This is a genomic window from Modestobacter sp. URMC 112, from assembly GCF_053502575.1.
The window spans coordinates 1,042,448-1,058,040 of record NZ_CP199957.1 but is presented as its reverse complement, the minus strand read 5'-3'; the positions used below and the strand labels follow the sequence as shown (position 1 = coordinate 1,058,040).

The following is a 15,593-nucleotide window of genomic DNA, read 5'->3' as shown; positions in this document are numbered from 1 at the left end:
GTGAGCGACTCCGAACGGGACATCCCACGGGGGACGGTGTCCCGGACGGCACGGCTGGCGTCCCTCCCGCTGGGCGCGGCAGGACGGGCCACCCTCGGCATCGGGAAGCGGCTGTCCGGCCGACCCGCCGAGGAGGTCAACGCCGAACTCCAGCAGCGCACGGCCGAGCAGCTGTTCGCCGTCCTTGGGCAGCTCAAGGGCGGGGCGATGAAGCTCGGGCAGACCCTGTCGGTGTTCGAGGCCGCCGTGCCCGACGAGGTCGCCGGCCCCTACCGCGAGGCGCTGACCAAGCTGCAGGAGGCCGCTCCGCCGATGCCGGTGCGCACCGTGCACTCGGTGCTGGCCCAGCAGCTGGGCGGCAGCTGGCGGCAGCGGTTCCGCCACTTCGACGACACCCCGGCGGCCGCCGCGAGCATCGGGCAGGTGCACCGTGCGACGTGGCACGACGGGCGCGACGTGGCGGTAAAGATCCAGTACCCCGGGGCCGGCACCGCGCTGATGGCCGACCTGAACCAGCTGGCCCGGTTCGCCCGGCTGTTCGCCGCGCTGTTCCCCGGGATGGAGGTCAAGCCGCTCATCGCCGAGCTCAAGGCCCGGGTGGTCGAGGAGCTCGACTACGGGATGGAGGCGGACTCGCAGCGGGCGTTCGCCGCCGCCTACGCCGACGACGAGCAGATCGTCGTCCCCCGGGTCGTCGCGAGCGCCCCCAAGGTGATCGTCTCCGAGTGGCTCGAGGGCATCCCGCTGTCCCGGGTGATCGCCGACGGCAGCCGCGAGCAGCGCGACCGCGCCGGCCTGCTGATGGCGGTCCTGCACTTCTCGGCCCCGACGCGGGCCCGGCTGCTGCACGCCGACCCGCACCCGGGCAACTTCCGGCTGGTGCCCGACGGCCGGCTGGGGGTCATCGACTTCGGCGCCATCGCGCGGCTCCCCGACGGGCACCCGGAACCGATCGGCCGGTTGGTCCGCTGGGCGCTGGATGGGCGGGCGGAGGACGTGCTGACCGACCTGCGCGCCGAGGGCTTCATCCGGCCGACCGTCGAGGTGGACGCGCAGGGCGTGCTGGACTACCTCCTCCCGCTGCTGGACCCGGTCCGGGAGAAGACGTTCAAGTTCACCCGGTCCTGGATGCAGGAGCAGGCCGCCCGGATCGGTGACCCGCGCAGCGACGCCAACCGGCTCGGCCGCCAGCTCAACCTGCCGCCGGCCTACCTGCTCATCCACCGGGTGACCATCGGGTCCATCGGGGTGCTGTGCCAGCTCGACGCCGAGGCGCCCTACCGGGGCGTCTGCGAGGAGTGGCTGCCCGGCTTCCGGGCCTGAGGGGTGCCCGTCGTCGTCCTCCGGACGACACCGCGGCCGAGGCCCTCCCGGCCACCTCTGAGCCGCTGCGTCCGTCCCGGCCGGGAGCTTCCGGCCCCGCGACCGGGACGGACAGCGGCTGTCGCCGCCTCGTGCCGGCGGTCCTACCTCACCGCCGCGCTGGCACGGGCGGCCCGGCGGGACGCCCGCTCCGCCCGGCGCGCCCAGCGCCGGGCGGCGATCAGCCGGCGCGCCCGGGCGGCGGAGTCCGCCTGGAACTGCAGGTCGCGCATGCGGCTGCGCGCCCAGTCGTGCTCGATCAGGTCCATCTCGGTCCCTCGCTGTACGGAGGCGCCGGCAGGCACCTCGTCGGATGACTTCTCGTCGGGCGACTCCTCGGGAGGAGCCGCCGGGGTGGACGCGTTCGGGGTGGACGCGTTCGGGGTGGGCGCCGCCGGGGTGGGCGCCGGGATCACGCCGCGTCCTCGGCCCGGACCTTGCGCGGACGGCCACGCGGCCGCTTGCGCGCGATCACGACGCCGTGGTCGAAGATCTCCCCGCCCCACACCCCCCAGGGCTCGCCCCGGTCCAGCGCCCCAGCCAGGCAGGCGGTGCGCGCCGGGCACCCGGCACACAGCGTCTTGGCGTGCTCCAGCTGGGCCGGGCTCTCGGCGAACCAGAGGTCGGGGTCCTGGACCCGGCACGGCAACGTCCGGCGGCCCCCCGCCGGTGGTCCGGCCGGTGGGAGCCCACCCGTGGACGTGTGCGTGCGGTCGAGCCCGGGACGGCGCTGGGACGCCGATCGCTCGATCGTGTGCTGCACGGCCGCTCCTCCTCGTCTTCGGTCAGGTCGACCGGTCAGCGGGACCCCGCCGACCGGAGGTCGGGGTGGGTCCACGGCCCTGACATGACAGAGGCCGCGGATCCCGGTGTCCGGGTTCCGCGGCCTCGAGGAGGACCAGCTGAGCAGCTAGCTCAACGGGTCCCTCGGGGGCTGGGCTCCCGGGGCGGTGCTGGTGGTGCCGGTGGTGCGCTGGGCGTAGCCGCCCAGGAAGGCGGGGACGCCGGTGTCGTCGTGACCGAGCTCGAGGCGGGCGATGCCGGGCTCCTCGGTGGACGGCCGGCCCCACGGCCGGACGGCCGGGATCGCGGGCCGCATCCCACCGGTGGAGGGCAGACCTGTCCCCCGGGCCGGAGCGGCTGCGGGCGCGACGGCGACCCACCCGTCGCACCGGGACGGACGCACGACGGCAGCCGGCAACGGGGCTCCGCCTGCCGCGCCGGTGGTGAACGTGTCGGTGCTGCCCATGCTGATCCCCTCCTCCCGGAGTCGGGGCCCGGCCTGTCGGCCGCGCCCCCTGCTGTCGTCTCGGTCCTGCGGTCGTGCTCCTGGTCACTGCCAGGTGGTGTGCCCAGAGGCTAGGGGAGGTCCCGGAAGCCGGTCAACGCAATTAACGACGGACTCCCCCGCCGAGCGCGGCCGGCCGGGAACGGCCAGCTCAGTCGGCCAGTTCCGCCAGCACGTCGGCTCCGTAGAGCTCCAGCTTGCGGGCCCCGATCCCCGGCAGCCCGGACAGCTCGCGCAGCGACGCCGGACGCGCCTCGGCGATCGCCTGGAGCGTGGCGTCGGTGAAGACGACGTACGCCGGCACCGACGCCGACGCCGCGGTGCTGCTGCGCCAGGCGCGCAGCCGCTCGAACCGCTCCCCCGCCGCCCCCTCCAGGACCACCTTGGGCCGCTTTGCGGGCCGGCGCACCGGGGCGGCCGAGTCCGGGGCCAGCCCGTCGAGGAACCGGCTGCGCGGCCGGGACCGCCGTCCGCCGGGGTTGCGGGCCAGCGACCAGGACAGCGTCAGCTGCTCGCGCGCCCGGGTCACCGCCACGTACAGCAGCCGCCGCTCCTCCTCGACCGCGTCGGGCCGGCTCTGCGACTGGGCGATCGGCACCACCCCGTCGACCAGCCCGACGACGAACACCGCGTCCCACTCCAGGCCCTTGGCCGCGTGCATCGAGGCTAGCGTGACCCCCTGCACGGTGGGGGCGTGCTGGGCGGCGGCCCGTTCGGCCAGGTGGGCGACGAAACCGGCGAGGTCCAGGGTGGGCTCCTCCGCGACCAGGTCCACCGCCAGGTCGACCAGGGCGGCCAGCGACTGCCAGCGGTCCCGGGCCGCGCCGCCGGCCGGAGGGCGGTGCTCCACCCAGCCGGTCGAGGCCAGCACGTCGCGGACCGTGGGGACCAGCGCCCCCGGCTCGCTGCCACCGGCCGCGGCACCGCGGAGCAGCACCACGGCCTCCCGCACCTCGGGGCGCTCGAAGAACCGTTCGCCGCCCTTGAGCACGTACGGGACCCCGACGTCGGTGAGCGCGGACTCGTAGACCTGCGACTGCGCGTTGATCCGGAAGAGCACCGCGATCTCGCTGGCCGGCAGGCCGCCGTCCACCAGCTCGCGGCAGGCCCGGGCGACCGCCGCCGCCTCGGCCGGCTCGTCGGGGTGCTCGACGAACCTCGGCTCCACGCTGTCCCGCCGCTGGCCCAGCAGCCGCAGGCCGGGCAGGCCCCGGCGCGGCGGCGCCTGACCGATCAGCTTGTTCGCCAGGCCCACCACCTGGGGGGTGGAGCGGTAGTCCCGCTCCAGCTTCACCACCTCCGCGTCGGGATAGCGGTCCGCGAAGCCCAGCAGGTAGTCGGGGTCGGCGCCGGTGAAGGAGTAGATGGTCTGGTTCGGGTCGCCGACGACGCAGACCTCGGCGCGGCCACCCAGCCAGGCGTCGAGCAGCCGCTGCTGCAGCGGGTTGACGTCCTGGTACTCGTCGACCACGAAGAACCGGTACTGGCCGCGGACCTCCCGGGCCACGTCCCGGTGCTCCTCCAGCGCGTAGGCGGTGACCAGCAGCAGGTCCTCGAAGTCCAGGGCCCCGTCGCGCTGCTTGGCCGACTCGTAGCTGCGGTAGACCTCGGCCACCGCCGACGCGTCGAAGGGCAGCTCCCGGCCGGCCCTGGCCGCCCGTGCGGGGTAGTCCTCAGGGGTGGCCAGCGTCGTCTTGGCCCACTCGATCTCGCTGGCCAGGTCACGCAGGCTGGTGCGGTCGGTGGTCAGCCGGGCCCGCGAGGCGGCCGCCGCGACCACCCGCAGCTTGTTCTCGATCAGCTCGGGCATCGGCCCGCCCAGCACCCGGGGCGCGAAGTAACGCAGCTGGCGCATGGCCGCGGCGTGGAAGGTGCGGGCCTGCACGCCTCCGACACCGAGCGCGGACAGCCGGCCACGCAGCTCCCCCGCCGCCCGCGCGGTGAAGGTCACCGCGAGCACCTGCTCGGGGACGTACACCCCGGTGTGCACGCCGTACGCGATGCGGTGGGTGATCGTGCGGGTCTTGCCCGTCCCCGCGCCGGCCAGGATGCACACCGGCCCCTGCACCGCCGAGGCGGCCGCCCGCTGCTGCTCGTCCAGCCCGGCCAGCACCTGCTCGGCGGCGGTGGCGGCGTCCCCGGGCTCGTCCGGGTCCGGTCCTCGTCCGATCGGCGGTCCGATCTGCGGCATGCCCACGCACCCGATCCTCCCAGCCGGCACCGACGGGGCGGGGGAAGCATCCCCAGGCGCCCGGCGTTGCCAGCCCCGCACCCGGCGGACGGGTCCGCCGCCCCCCGGGTGGCCTCCGCCCGCACCCGCGAGAGAGGATCCCCGTGATGAGCGCTCCTGATACGGCCGTGACGATGTACACCACCAGCTGGTGCGGGTACTGCGTCCGGCTCAAGAAGATGATGCAGAACGAGGGCATCGACTTCGCCGAGGTCAACATCGAGACCGACGAGAGCGCAGCCGACCTGGTCATGGCGGCCAACGGCGGCAACCGCACCGTCCCCACCCTCGTCTTCGCCGACGGGACCGCGCTCACCAACCCCAGCATCGACCAGGTCAAGGCGCAGCTCGCCACCTCGCCCGGCGCGTGATCCCCGGCCCGCGGCCCTCGGCGGGCGATCATCGTGCCCACGGGGGTTGCGGGTCCGCCGCTGCCCAGGAGCCGCCGGACCCCAGGGAGGGCACGATGACCGCACAGTGCCCGTCCGCTCCGGCCGGGCGGCCGGCGTGGGCCACCGCCCTCCCCGAGGACGTCATCCGCACCCCGTCCGGTGACCCGGCGGTGGTGCTGGTACGCACCCCGCGCGGATGGTCGGTGCTCAACGACCCCGGGGCGGACCCCGACCTCGAGGCCCCCGGCCGCCTGCCGCTCGTGGAGGCCATGTCCCTGGCCGACCTGGTGGCGGAGGAGAGCGGCGCGACCCCCGAGCCGGACCGGCCGGCCCGGCTCGCCGCCCGCGGCCCGGTCCCCGGCGCCGGGTCCGAGGACGCCGACCCACGCGACGCCGAGCTCGAGGCCCTGCGCCGCACCGTCGGCCAACTCGAGCACGCGCTGGCCGCACGGGTGTCCATCGAGCGGGCGATCGGCGTGCTCGCCGAGCGGCACGGGACCGGCCCGAAGGACGCCTTCGACGAGCTCCGCCGGCGGGCCCGGGCCCAGGGCCGGCCTGCCCAGGAGCTGGCCCGGGAGGTCCTCGACGCGCTCGCCGCCCGGGTGTCGGTCCCCGATCAGCGCACGCCCGGCGACGACCTGCGTGACGCATCCGGCGCGGGTCCGGCCGAGCCCGACCCCGGCCGGGCCCCCACCGCCCGGCGGGTGTCCCGTCGCCAGCGACAGGCGGTGACCCCCGGCTCCGAGCCGGAGGGCGTCTCCTGAGCGGGCCGGTCCCGCTGGGTCCCGACGCCCTGGCCGAGCGGCTGGCCGACCTGCTGGCCGACGTCCCGCCCGAGCCGGGTGCCGCCGTCCTGCGGGTGGGGGTGGACGGGCCGGAGCTCACCGGCCCTGCCGGCTCCGTCCCGGGACCGCGCGCCCTGGCCGCCCGCCTGGCCGAGCTCCTCCCGGTGCGCAGCCGGCCCTCCGCCGTCGTCCCGGCGGAGGGGTTCTACCGGCCGGCGTCCCTGCGGCTGGAACACGGCCGCACCGACCCCGACGCGCGCTACACCGACTGGCTGGACGTCCGGGCGCTGGCCCGGGAGGTGCTGGACCGCACCGGTCCGGGCGGGCCGGGTGAGTACCTGCCGGCGCTGTGGGACACCGACCGGGACCGCGCCGCCCGCGCCGGCTACCTGAGCGCACCGCCCCGCGGCGTGCTGCTGGTGCCCGGGTCGCTGCTGCAGGGGCTGGGGCTCGCCTTCGACGTCGTCGTGCACCTGCGGGTCGGCCCGGCGGCCCGGCGCCGGCGGGTGCCGCCGGACCGGGCCTGGGAGCTGCCCGCCTTCGACCGCTACGACGACGAGGTCGACCCCGCGGGGCTGGCCGACGCCGTGGTGCTCGCCGACCACCCCGACCGCCCCGCCCTGGTCCTGCAGGGCCGCTTCACTCCAGGTCGCCCGCCACCCAGCGGTCGATGATGTGCCGGGCGATGGACACCGCCGGGGGCAGCGCCTGGGGTCCGGTGCCCGAGCGCAGCTCGTCCCGGCTGAACCAGCGGGCCTCCTCGATCTCGTCGTGGTCGATCCGCAGCTCCTCGTCCAGCGCCCGGGCCACGAAGCCGAGCATCAGCGACTGGGGGAACGGCCAGGGCTGGCTGGACACATAGCGGACGTCGGTCACCGCGAGCCCGACCTCCTCGGCCACCTCGCGGACCACCGCCCCCTCGGCGGACTCCCCCGGCTCGACGAAGCCGGCCAGGATGGAGAACCGGCCGGCCGGCCACACCGCCTGGCGGCCCAGCACGCACCGGTCGCCCCCGTCGTGCACCAGCATGATCACCGCGGGGTCGGTGCGCGGGAAGACCTCGGCGCCGGTCTCGGGGTCCCGCTGCACCCAGCCGGCGCGCTCGATGGTGGTGGCCGCCCCGGACAGCGGGCTGAACCGGTTGCGCTCGTGCCACTCGACGATGCCGATCGCCTCGGCCAGCAGCCCGGCGTCCAGGTCGCCGAGGTCGGCGCCGAGCTCACGCAACCCGGACCACTGGTCGACCGGTCGGCCGTTGACGGTGAGCGCCCGCTCCCCGCGGACCGCGGCGTAGACCGCACCGTCGGCCTCGCCGAGGTAGATGCCCCCGGCCGGCATGCCGGGGCGCTCGTCGTACACCAGTTCCGGGCCGTCGGGGCCCTCGTGGACGGGCACCGTCCGCCGCTCGTCGACGGTGAGCACCCGGACCGGGCGGCCCTGGGCCGGGTCGGCCAGCGACCGGGCGAGGTGGCCGCGGTCGTGCGCGGCCCGGGACAGCAGGGGCACCGCCGTGGGGGTGGAGGTCGTCGTCGTCGGCCAGTCCGCCGTCGTCATCGGAGGCGGGTTGTCCGCCGTCGTGCTGCCGCCGGCGGGGACGCCGTCGCCCGCCGGGACGTCGGCGGCCGGGAGGTCCGCGGTCACGCGTCGGCCGCCACGGTCCTCGCCGGGGCGGTGACCTCCACCGGGCCCAGCGCGCGGAGCGGCTCCGCGGCGGCGTCGGCGTCCCCGACCACCACCGCGGTGAGGCCGGCCGGGTGCAGCCAGCGACGGGAGGCCTCGGTCACCTCGGCCACGCCGACCGTGGCGAGCGCCCGCTGGTGCTCGGCGAGCCACTCGGCGGACAGCCCGGCACCGAAGAGCGCCGAGAGGGTGCTCGCCAGGCCGGAGTGGGTCGCCGTCCCGAGGGCGAGCGTGCCGAGGAGGTAGCGCCGCGCGGACTCCAGCTCGGCCTCGGTGACCGGGGTCAGCGCCATCCGGCCGAGCTCGTACCAGGTCTCCAGGAACGCCGGACCGGTGACCTCGGTGGCCACGTCGGCCTCAACGGTGAACGAGGACCCGCCCACCAGGTGCTCGACGGAGCTGCGTGGGCTGTAGGTGTAGCCCCGCCGCTCCCGGATGTTCTCCACCAGCCGGGAGGAGAAGTAGCCGCCGAAGACCATGCTGGCCAGCCGGACGGCGGGGAGCTCCGGGTCGGTGCGACCGGGGGCGGGCCCGCCGAGGCGCACGTTGGACTGCACGGCCCCGGGGCGGTCGACGAACTGCAGGACCTCGGGCGGCGCCGCCGGCACCGGCGGGGCGGCCACCGCGGTCCCGACCGGCGACCAGCCGGCCAGGGCGGTGCCGACGGCGTCGGCCGCCGCCGACGGGTCGACCTCGCCGACCAGGACCAGGGTGCTGCCGGCCGGGAGCACCCGTTCCTTGTGCAGCTTGCGCAGCATCGCCGGGGTGACCCCGGCGACCAGGTCGGCGGCGGGCAGCTGCTGGGCGTAGGGGTGTGCTCCGAAGCGCCGGGCGGCCATAGCCGTCCGGGCCACCACGCCGGGCTGCGACCGCGCGATCCGCAGCCGCTCCCCGACCCGGTCCCGCTCGGCGGCCACCTCACCGCTGGCATAGGCGGGGCTGAGCAGCAGCTCGGCGAGCACGCCCAGCACCGGCCCGAGGCCGGTGGGCAGCAGCGTGGTGGAGAACAGCAGCCGGTCGGGGTCGGCCGACACCGACAGCTCGGCGCCGTGGGCCTGCAGGAGCTGGGCCAGCTGGAGCTGGTCGTGCTCGGTGGTGCCGAGCAGGACCGAGCCGGTGAGGACGGAGGTGCGGGCCACGTGCGCCGCGGCACCCCGGGGGGTGGCGGCGGCGAAGGGGACCCGCAGCCGCAGCTCGACGAGCGGGACCCCGGGCCGGGGCACGACGATCAGCCGCAGTCCGTTCGGCAGCGTCGTCTCGTGGACCTCGGGGACCGGCTGCGGCCGGGGCTCCCCCAGCGGCGGGACGAGGGAGGACGGGGTTGCGGGGCTCATCGGGGTCCTCCGGTCGCGCGCAGCTCGAGCACCGCGGCGGTGTCCGCGGACAACCCGCGCGCCGCCGTCCGCACCTGGTCGGGCGTCACGGCGGCCAGCCGGGCCGCCAGCTCGCCGGCCAGCTCGGCCCGGCCGTGCACCAGCTCGGCGGCGGCGAAGCCGAGGGTCCGGCCCAGCACCGAGTCGGCCTGCTGCAGCAGCTGGGCCTCCACCCGGGCCTGCACCCGCTCGAGCTCGTCGGCGGCCACGCCGTCGGTGGCCACCCGGTCGACCTCCTCGTGCACCGCGGCGAGCACGCGCTCGACCGGCACCTCCGCAGGATGGTGCACCTGGGTCACCAGCAGCGTCGCGTCCCGGACGTCGAACGGGTCGCCGAACAGGCCCAGGTAGCTGCTCTGGGCGACGGCGAGGCGGTCGGTGTGCAGCAGGCGGCGCTCCAGGCGCGAGGCGTCGCCCTCGCTGAGCAGCTCGGTGAGGAGCACGGTGCCCAGGTAGGTGTCGAAGTCCGCGACCGGGTCGGGCACCCGCCAGCCCAGCGCCACGGCCGGCGCGGGGGCGAGCGGGTCCTCGACCACGCCGTACCGGGAGGTGGTCGGCGAGGGTTCGCCGGTGACCGGCACGGGGGGCGCGGGACGGGCCTCGACGGCGTCGAACCAGCGACGGACCAGCCGCTCGGTCTCGGCCGGGTCGAGGTCCCCGCCGATGCAGAGCACGGCGTTGGCCGGGGAGTAGTACCGGTCGAAGAAGTCGGCCGCGTCGTCCACGGTGGAGGACTCGAGGTCGACGAAGGAGCCGTAGCCGTCGTGGGTGTTGGCGAAGCTCTCGAAGGCGATCGGGGGCAGCTGGAGCCACGGGAACGCGCCGTAGGGGCGGTTGAGCACGTTGACCCGGATCTCCTCCTTCACCACGTCGATCTGGTTGCGGAGGTTCTCCTCGGTGATCGCCGGGGCGGCCATCCGGTCGGCCTCCAGGAACAGCGCGCGCTCCAGGGCCTCGGCGGGCAGGGCCTCGAAGTAGTTCGTGTAGTCCTGGTGGGTGGAGCCGTTGAAGGTGCCGCCGGCGGCCTGGACCAGGCGGGCGTGCTCCATCTTCGGCACGTTGGCCGAGCCCTGGAACATCATGTGCTCGAAGAGGTGGGCGAACCCGGTGCGGCCGACCGGCTCCGAGCGCATGCCCACGTCGTAGTACACGCTGACCGCGACGACCGGGACACTCCGGTCGGGGGCGAGCACCACCCGCAGGCCGTTGTCGAGCCGGAAGCGCTCCACCGGATGCCGCAGGGTCAGATCGGCATCGACTGCTGTCACGCCCAGGACAGTAATGGTGGGGCCGGGCCGGCCCACGTCGGGCCGACCGCCGCGCAGCGGCTCGGGCCCGACGAGTGGGGCCCGGAGGGTCCCGCGAGGAGGACCGGCAACGGCTCAGCTGAGCGCGGGGACGGCACCCGGCCGCGGTGCGATCCGCGAGGATCGCCATGTCACAGCACCTCGACGTCGCCGAGCACCCGGTCGATCACGCCGTACAGCTCGGCGTGCGTGTTCGGTATCGACACGTAGAGCAGGGCGGGAGCGGGCCGGCCGACGTCCACGAGCAGCAGGGCGGCCCGTTCGCCGCTCGCGTCGTACCCGCTGACCTCCCAGGAGAGGTCGAACTCGACCACCCACGCCGCGGCGCCGTCGACGGTGACCGCCTCGGACCGGCGCACCGTGCGCTCGTTGGGCGCCGGGTAGTAGTTGCCGCGGACGCTGTCGGCGAGCGCGGTGGCCGTCGCCTCGAGGCTGTCCGGACCGGCCCAGCCGTACCCCTCGACGACCGGCCCGGAGGTGCACTGGGCGATGAACGGCCCGGTGCTGTCGGGCAGGTCGTCCTGGGTGACGAAGTACTGGCCGGCCACGCTGGCGGTCTCGGTCTGCGGGCTGAGGTCGAACTCGTACCAGCCGTCGCCGAGGAAGGGGTAGGAGATGCCGGCGGCGGGGTCGACGATGCGCACCGTCCCGGGCGGGAACTCCGGGCCGGCGGCGGTCGGGGGCAGCGCGACGGGGGCGTCGTCCTCGGGGTCGGGGCTGCCGCCGAGCACGGCCACGAGCACGAGCAGGACGACGACCAGCAGGGCGAGCCCGCTGGCGCCGATGAGCAGCGTGGTGCGGCGGGAGCGGGGCGGGCGGTCCGGGGACCCGCTGTCCAGGTCCCCGTCGACGGGCGGTGCCGGCTGCGCCGGGGCCTCGAACGGTTCGCCGACGGCCACGCCGGGGCCGACCGGCGTGGTCACGTCGGACCAGGAGGCGCCGTCCCACCAGCGGGCGAGCCCGACGGCGCCGTCGGGGTCGGGGTACCAGCCGGGCGGGGCGGTGACGGGCCCGCGCGCCTGCCCCCAGCCGACGTCCGTCATCTGCCCTCCTCGCCGGCGCTCGCCGGCCCGGTGTCCCGACCTGCTCCGCTCCTTCAGCGTAGGCGGCGCCCACCCCGTCGGCGGCTGCCCGTGCGGCGTCGGCGCGCCAGCGCGGCGATGCCGAGGACGGCCAGCACGGCGGCTCCGACGGAGGCCGCGCCGGCGGGCCGGCGGGTGCGCGACGGTCCGGCCGGGTCCGTCGCCGGGCCGCTGCCCGGCAGCTCGGCCGGCCGGGAGACCTCCACCCCGCCGAGGGCCAGTGCGGCGCGGGCGCCGGCGGCCATCCCCCCGGCGGACCTCCACCGCTGCCCGGGGTCCTCGGCCAGGCCGCGCAGGACGACGGCGTCGAGCTCGGGCGGCAGGCCCGGGCGCAGCACCGACGGCGGCCCCGGCGCCGCAGCGGGACGGCGACCGGTGAGCAGCTCGTAGAGCAGGCCGGCGAGCCCCTGCACGTCGATGCCGGCGTCCGGCGTCGCGCCCGCGGACGACGGTGGACCGGTGGGCCCCTGCCCCGGCGCCGGGGCGACCCCGAGGTCGGCCAGCAGGACGGCGTCCTCACCGGCCGCGGAGTCCGCGACGTCGCGTCCGTCCGCCCGCGCCGCCACCAGCACGCTGGACGAGGAGACGTCCCCGTGCACCAGCCCCGCGGCGTGCGCGGCGTCCAGCGCCCGGGCGAGCTGCCCCACCAGGTCGACGGCGCGCGCGGGGTCCAGCGGCCCGGTGCGGGCGAGCACCGCGGACAGGTGCTCCCCCTGCACGAGCGGCATGGCCACGAACAGCCGGCCGCCGACCTCGCCGTAGCGCAGCACCGGCACCAGGTGCGGCTCGGTCAGCCGGCGGACGACCGGCATCTCCCGCAGGAACCGCTCGCGCCGGCCCTCCCCCGGCTCCTCGACGGGCAGGACGCGCAGGGTGACGTCCCGCCCGTCCTCGACGTCGTGTGCGCGCAGCAGCTGGGTGCCGGGCCCGGCCAGCGGCTCGGCCAGCCGGTAGCGGCCGAAGGTGGGGCGGTCCGGCCCGTTCCCGGGCGCCGGGTCGGTCACCGGCTCAGCGCGGGAAGGGGACGGTGGCCAGTTCCCGCCACAGATGGGCAGCGGCCTCGGCCCCGCGGTAGAGCATCGGGAGCAGCACCCGCTCGTTCGGCGAGTGGATGCGGTCGGTGGGGAGCCCCGCGCCCAGGAAGACCAGCGGCGCGCCGAGCACGCCGGCCAGGTCGGCCTCCGGTCCGCTGCCGCCCTCCCGGGTGAACAGCACCTGGTCGGGCGTGGTGTCGAAGGCCTGCGCGATCGCGCGCAGCAGGGCGTCCATGGCCGGGGAGTCCAGGTCGCTGGCGCACGGGGCGACGCCACCGGCCGGCACGTGCACGTCGGCCTCGATGCCGGCGGGGACGTTGGCCGTGACCCAGGCGCGCACCTGCTCGGCGAGGTCGGCGGGCTGCTGGTCGGCGACCAGCCGGAAGGTGATCTTGGCGTGCGCCTCGGCCGGCACGATCGTCTTGTGGCCGGGGCCGGTGTAGCCGCCCCACATCCCGTTGACCTCGGCGGTGGGCCGGGCACCGACCCGCTCGAGGGTGGTGAACCCCGCCTCGCCGGCGGCGACCCGGGAGGCCGCCGGCCCGGCCAGCCAGGCCTGCTCGTCGAAGGGCACCCGGCCCATCAGGTCGCGCTCGCGGTCGGTGAGCGGCCGGACCCGGTCGTAGAACCCGGGCAGCGTGACCCGGCCCTCGGCGTCGTGCAGGCTGGCGACCAGGTCGGCCAGCGCGTGCAGCGGGTTGGGCACCGCGCCGCCGAAGGAGCCCGAGTGCAGGTCGACCGCGGGGCCGCGCAGGGTGACCTCGGCGTCGGCGAGGCCGCGCATCGCGGTGACGACGCTGGGCACGTCAGGAGCGGCCATGCCGGTGTCGCTGACCACGACGACGTCGCAGCGCAGCCGGTCGGCGTGCTCGCGGAGCAGGTCGGGGAAGTGCGGCGACCCGGACTCCTCCTCGCCCTCGACGATCAGCTTGACGGTCACCGCGGGGGTGTCCCGGCCGGTGGCGGCCAGGTGGGCACGCATGCCGAGCAGGTGGAAGGCGACGTTGCCCTTGTCGTCGATGGCGCCGCGGGCGTGCAGCTCCGGGCCGTCGGGGCCCTCCACCCGGGTGGGCTCGAAGGGCGGGTGCTCCCACAGCTCCAGCGGGTCGACCGGCTGCACGTCGTGGTGGCCGTAGACCAGCGCGACCGGGGCGCCGGCGTCCGCGGAGGGCCACTCGGCGTAGACGGCCGGCGCGCCGGCGGTCGGCCAGACCTCCACGGTCGGGAAACCGGTGCGGCGCAGCGCCTCGGCCAGCCACTCGGCGCTGGCGGCGACGTCGCCCGCGTGGGCGGGGTCGGCCGAGATGGACGGGATCCGCAGCCACGCCTCGAGGTCGGCGTGCAGGTCGTCGAGGTGGGCGGTGACGTGGTCGCGTTCGGCGCTGCTCACGGCCGGCACCGTATCCCGCGGCCCCGCACCGCCCGGCGGGCTAGGTTGCCGGGGTGGCCGTGGGCATGCAGCAGGTGGACGTCGGTGACCTCGCCTTCGACGTGCGGACCGACGGCCCGGAGGACGGCCCGCCGGTGCTGCTGCTGCACGGCTTCCCGGAGACCTCGCTGAGCTGGTCGGCGGTGACGCCGCTGCTGGCGCAGGCGGGGCTGCGCACCTACGCGCCCGACCAGCTCGGCTACTCCCCCGGCGCCCGGCCGCTGGAGGTCGACGCGTACGCCCTGACCAACCTGGTGCAGGTCACCGCGGACCTGATGACCGCGCTCGACGTGCCGGCGGCACACGTCGTCGGGCACGACTGGGGCGCCAACGTGGCCTGGGGCCTGGCCGCCTGGCACCCCGACCGGGTGCGCACGCTGACCGCGGTCTCGGTGCCGCACCCGACCGCCTTCACGCTGGCCTACCGCGCCGACCCGGAGCAGCGGGAGCGGTCGGGCTACTTCCGGCTGTTCCGGCAGGAGGGCAGGGCGGAGGAGGTGCTGATGGCCGACGGCGCCCGGCGGCTGCGGCGGCTGCTGGACGCGCCCGGCAGCGGCGTCCCGGCGGAGGCGGTGGACGTGTACGTGGCCCAGCTGTCCGCGCCGGGCGCGCTCACCGCGGCGCTGAACTGGTACCGGGCGATGGGCGCCGCGCCGCCGGTCGACCCGGTCGAGGTGCCGACGACGTTCGTGTGGAGCGACGGCGACGTTGCCATCGGCCGGACGGCGGCCGAGGCCTGCGCCGACCAGGTCACCGGCGACTACCGGTTCGTGGAGCTGGCCGGGGTCACCCACTGGGTCCCCGAGCAGGCACCGGACCAGCTCGCCCGGGCGGTGCTCGACCGGGTGGCGGCGGCCCGGTGACCGGGCCCGCCGCCGCGCTGCCCGCGCCGCCGAGCTGACCACCGGCAGCGCCCCGTCACCGCGCTGTCGCGACACGACGGACGGCGCCGGGCCGGGCATTGCCGCTGGTCACGAACCGGGTCGACACTCGACGCCTCGCGGAGGGAGCCCGGCCATGTCGTGGAACCTGAGGGGCAGTTACGCGGAGACGTGTTCCTGCGAGCTGATGTGCCCCTGCAACCTCTCCTTCGACCACGGCGCCACCTACGACTACTGCCGGGCGACCCTGGCCTTCACCATCCGGGACGGCCAGGTCGACGGCACCGACGTCAGCGGCCGCCGCGTGGTCACGATCATCGACACACCCAAGGTCATGACCGACGGCAACTGGCGGCTCGGGATGTTCGTCGACGAGGAGGCCACCGACGAGCAGTTCGAGAAGCTCGCGCAGGTCTTCGGCGGGCAGCTCGGCGGGCCGATGGCCGGGCTGGCCCCGCTCGTCGGCGAGGTGGTCGGGATGGAGCGGGCGGCGATCGAGCTGGTCGACGACGGGCTGCGGCACAGCGTCCGGGTCGGGGACGCGATCGACTTCGAGATCGAGGACATCGTGCCCTTCGGTGTGGAGACCGGTGAGCCCGTGCGGTTCGCCGGCATGTTCCACCCGGTGGCGTCGGACCTGACCATGGCCGAGGCGCGGCGGTCCCGGATCGACGCCTTCGGCATACGGTACGAGGGCAGGACCGGGCTGTCCACCGCCGACTTCTCCTGGTCCGCCTGACCACCGGGCCG

At 76.2% G+C, this 15,593-nt stretch carries 16 protein-coding genes; 6 read left to right on the top strand and 10 right to left on the bottom strand.

The features are described from left to right. Entirely contained in the window at positions 1–1,323 is a 1,323-nt protein-coding gene (locus tag ACWIX6_RS05075; protein ID WP_448615757.1) for an ABC1 kinase family protein, read from the top strand. Positions 1,324–1,466: 143 nt separating this feature from the next. Here the strand turns inward: ACWIX6_RS05075 and ACWIX6_RS05070 are convergent, their stop codons facing one another. From ACWIX6_RS05070 to ACWIX6_RS05055, 4 genes are all read right to left on the bottom strand, one after another. After that, positions 1,467–1,778 carry a hypothetical protein gene (locus ACWIX6_RS05070; protein ID WP_448615756.1) on the bottom strand — a complete coding sequence of 104 codons (312 nt, stop codon included), beginning with the start codon at positions 1,776–1,778 and terminating at the stop codon, positions 1,467–1,469. Continuing rightward, positions 1,775–2,125: a WhiB family transcriptional regulator gene (locus ACWIX6_RS05065; RefSeq protein ID WP_448615755.1), complete on the bottom strand. Its 351-nt coding sequence runs from the start codon at positions 2,123–2,125 to the stop codon at positions 1,775–1,777. The genes ACWIX6_RS05070 and ACWIX6_RS05065 overlap by 4 nt, the downstream gene beginning before the upstream one ends. Before the next feature lie 147 nt (positions 2,126–2,272). Continuing rightward, positions 2,273–2,611: a hypothetical protein gene (locus ACWIX6_RS05060; protein WP_448615754.1), complete on the bottom strand. Its 339-nt coding sequence runs from the start codon at positions 2,609–2,611 to the stop codon at positions 2,273–2,275. A 190-nt stretch (positions 2,612–2,801) separates the two neighbouring features. Continuing rightward, positions 2,802–4,841, bottom strand: a complete 2,040-nt coding sequence (locus ACWIX6_RS05055; RefSeq protein WP_448615753.1) for an ATP-dependent helicase — start codon at positions 4,839–4,841, stop codon at positions 2,802–2,804. A 146-nt stretch (positions 4,842–4,987) separates the two neighbouring features. Here ACWIX6_RS05055 and ACWIX6_RS05050 point away from each other — a divergent pair, with 146 nt between their 5' ends. The 3 genes from ACWIX6_RS05050 (at position 4,988) to ACWIX6_RS05040 (ending at position 6,731) form a co-directional block, all read left to right on the top strand. After that, positions 4,988–5,251, top strand: a complete 264-nt coding sequence (locus tag ACWIX6_RS05050) for a mycoredoxin (protein WP_448615752.1) — start codon at positions 4,988–4,990, stop codon at positions 5,249–5,251. Positions 5,252–5,346: 95 nt separating this feature from the next. Next, entirely contained in the window at positions 5,347–6,036 is a 690-nt protein-coding gene (locus tag ACWIX6_RS05045; RefSeq protein ID WP_448615751.1) for an ANTAR domain-containing protein, read from the top strand. Between the two features lie 95 nt (positions 6,037–6,131). Then, positions 6,132–6,731 (top strand): uridine kinase, encoded by a 600-nt coding sequence (locus ACWIX6_RS05040; RefSeq protein WP_448615750.1) that lies wholly within the window; start codon positions 6,132–6,134, stop codon positions 6,729–6,731. Here ACWIX6_RS05040 and nudC read toward each other — a convergent pair. From nudC to ACWIX6_RS05010, 6 genes are all read right to left on the bottom strand, one after another. Next, positions 6,697–7,698 carry an NAD(+) diphosphatase gene (gene nudC, locus ACWIX6_RS05035; protein ID WP_448615749.1) on the bottom strand — a complete coding sequence of 334 codons (1,002 nt, stop codon included), beginning with the start codon at positions 7,696–7,698 and terminating at the stop codon, positions 6,697–6,699. The two genes, ACWIX6_RS05040 and nudC, sit on opposite strands and share 35 nt — an antisense overlap. Next, positions 7,695–9,071 (bottom strand): M16 family metallopeptidase, encoded by a 1,377-nt coding sequence (locus tag ACWIX6_RS05030; RefSeq protein ID WP_448615748.1) that lies wholly within the window; start codon positions 9,069–9,071, stop codon positions 7,695–7,697. The genes nudC and ACWIX6_RS05030 overlap by 4 nt, the downstream gene beginning before the upstream one ends. Then, on the bottom strand, positions 9,068–10,378 hold the full coding sequence (locus ACWIX6_RS05025; protein ID WP_448615747.1) for a M16 family metallopeptidase: 1,311 nt from the start codon (positions 10,376–10,378) through the stop codon (positions 9,068–9,070). Before ACWIX6_RS05025 ends, ACWIX6_RS05030 begins: the two co-directional genes overlap by 4 nt. A 170-nt stretch (positions 10,379–10,548) precedes the next feature. After that, positions 10,549–11,460 carry a DUF2510 domain-containing protein gene (locus ACWIX6_RS05020; protein ID WP_448615746.1) on the bottom strand — a complete coding sequence of 304 codons (912 nt, stop codon included), beginning with the start codon at positions 11,458–11,460 and terminating at the stop codon, positions 10,549–10,551. A 53-nt stretch (positions 11,461–11,513) separates the two neighbouring features. Next, positions 11,514–12,503, bottom strand: a complete 990-nt coding sequence (locus ACWIX6_RS05015; RefSeq protein ID WP_448615745.1) for a protein kinase domain-containing protein — start codon at positions 12,501–12,503, stop codon at positions 11,514–11,516. 4 nt (positions 12,504–12,507) lie between these two features. Then, positions 12,508–13,923: a dipeptidase gene (locus tag ACWIX6_RS05010; RefSeq protein ID WP_448615744.1), complete on the bottom strand. Its 1,416-nt coding sequence runs from the start codon at positions 13,921–13,923 to the stop codon at positions 12,508–12,510. Positions 13,924–13,976: 53 nt separating this feature from the next. Here ACWIX6_RS05010 and ACWIX6_RS05005 point away from each other — a divergent pair, with 53 nt between their 5' ends. After that, positions 13,977–14,825: an alpha/beta fold hydrolase gene (locus tag ACWIX6_RS05005; protein WP_448615743.1), complete on the top strand. Its 849-nt coding sequence runs from the start codon at positions 13,977–13,979 to the stop codon at positions 14,823–14,825. Positions 14,826–14,979: 154 nt separating this feature from the next. Further along, a complete protein-coding gene (locus ACWIX6_RS05000) occupies positions 14,980–15,582 on the top strand; it encodes a DUF1326 domain-containing protein (RefSeq protein WP_448615742.1) in 603 nt (200 codons plus the stop codon). Positions 15,583–15,593 lie beyond the last annotated feature (11 nt).

Bases quoted from the DNA above. Each gene is read 5' to 3' on its own strand.
- ACWIX6_RS05030 (WP_448615748.1), bottom strand. From the start codon at position 9,071: ATGAGCCCCGCAACCCCGTCCTCCCTCGTCCCGCCGCTGGGGGAGCCC.
- ACWIX6_RS05000 (WP_448615742.1), top strand. From the start codon at position 14,980: ATGTCGTGGAACCTGAGGGGCAGTTACGCGGAGACGTGTTCCTGCGAG.
- ACWIX6_RS05050 (WP_448615752.1), top strand. From the start codon at position 4,988: ATGAGCGCTCCTGATACGGCCGTGACGATGTACACCACCAGCTGGTGC.
- ACWIX6_RS05045 (WP_448615751.1), top strand. From the start codon at position 5,347: ATGACCGCACAGTGCCCGTCCGCTCCGGCCGGGCGGCCGGCGTGGGCC.
- ACWIX6_RS05055 (WP_448615753.1), bottom strand. From the start codon at position 4,841: ATGCCGCAGATCGGACCGCCGATCGGACGAGGACCGGACCCGGACGAG.
- ACWIX6_RS05020 (WP_448615746.1), bottom strand. From the start codon at position 11,460: ATGACGGACGTCGGCTGGGGGCAGGCGCGCGGGCCCGTCACCGCCCCG.
- ACWIX6_RS05060 (WP_448615754.1), bottom strand. From the start codon at position 2,611: ATGGGCAGCACCGACACGTTCACCACCGGCGCGGCAGGCGGAGCCCCG.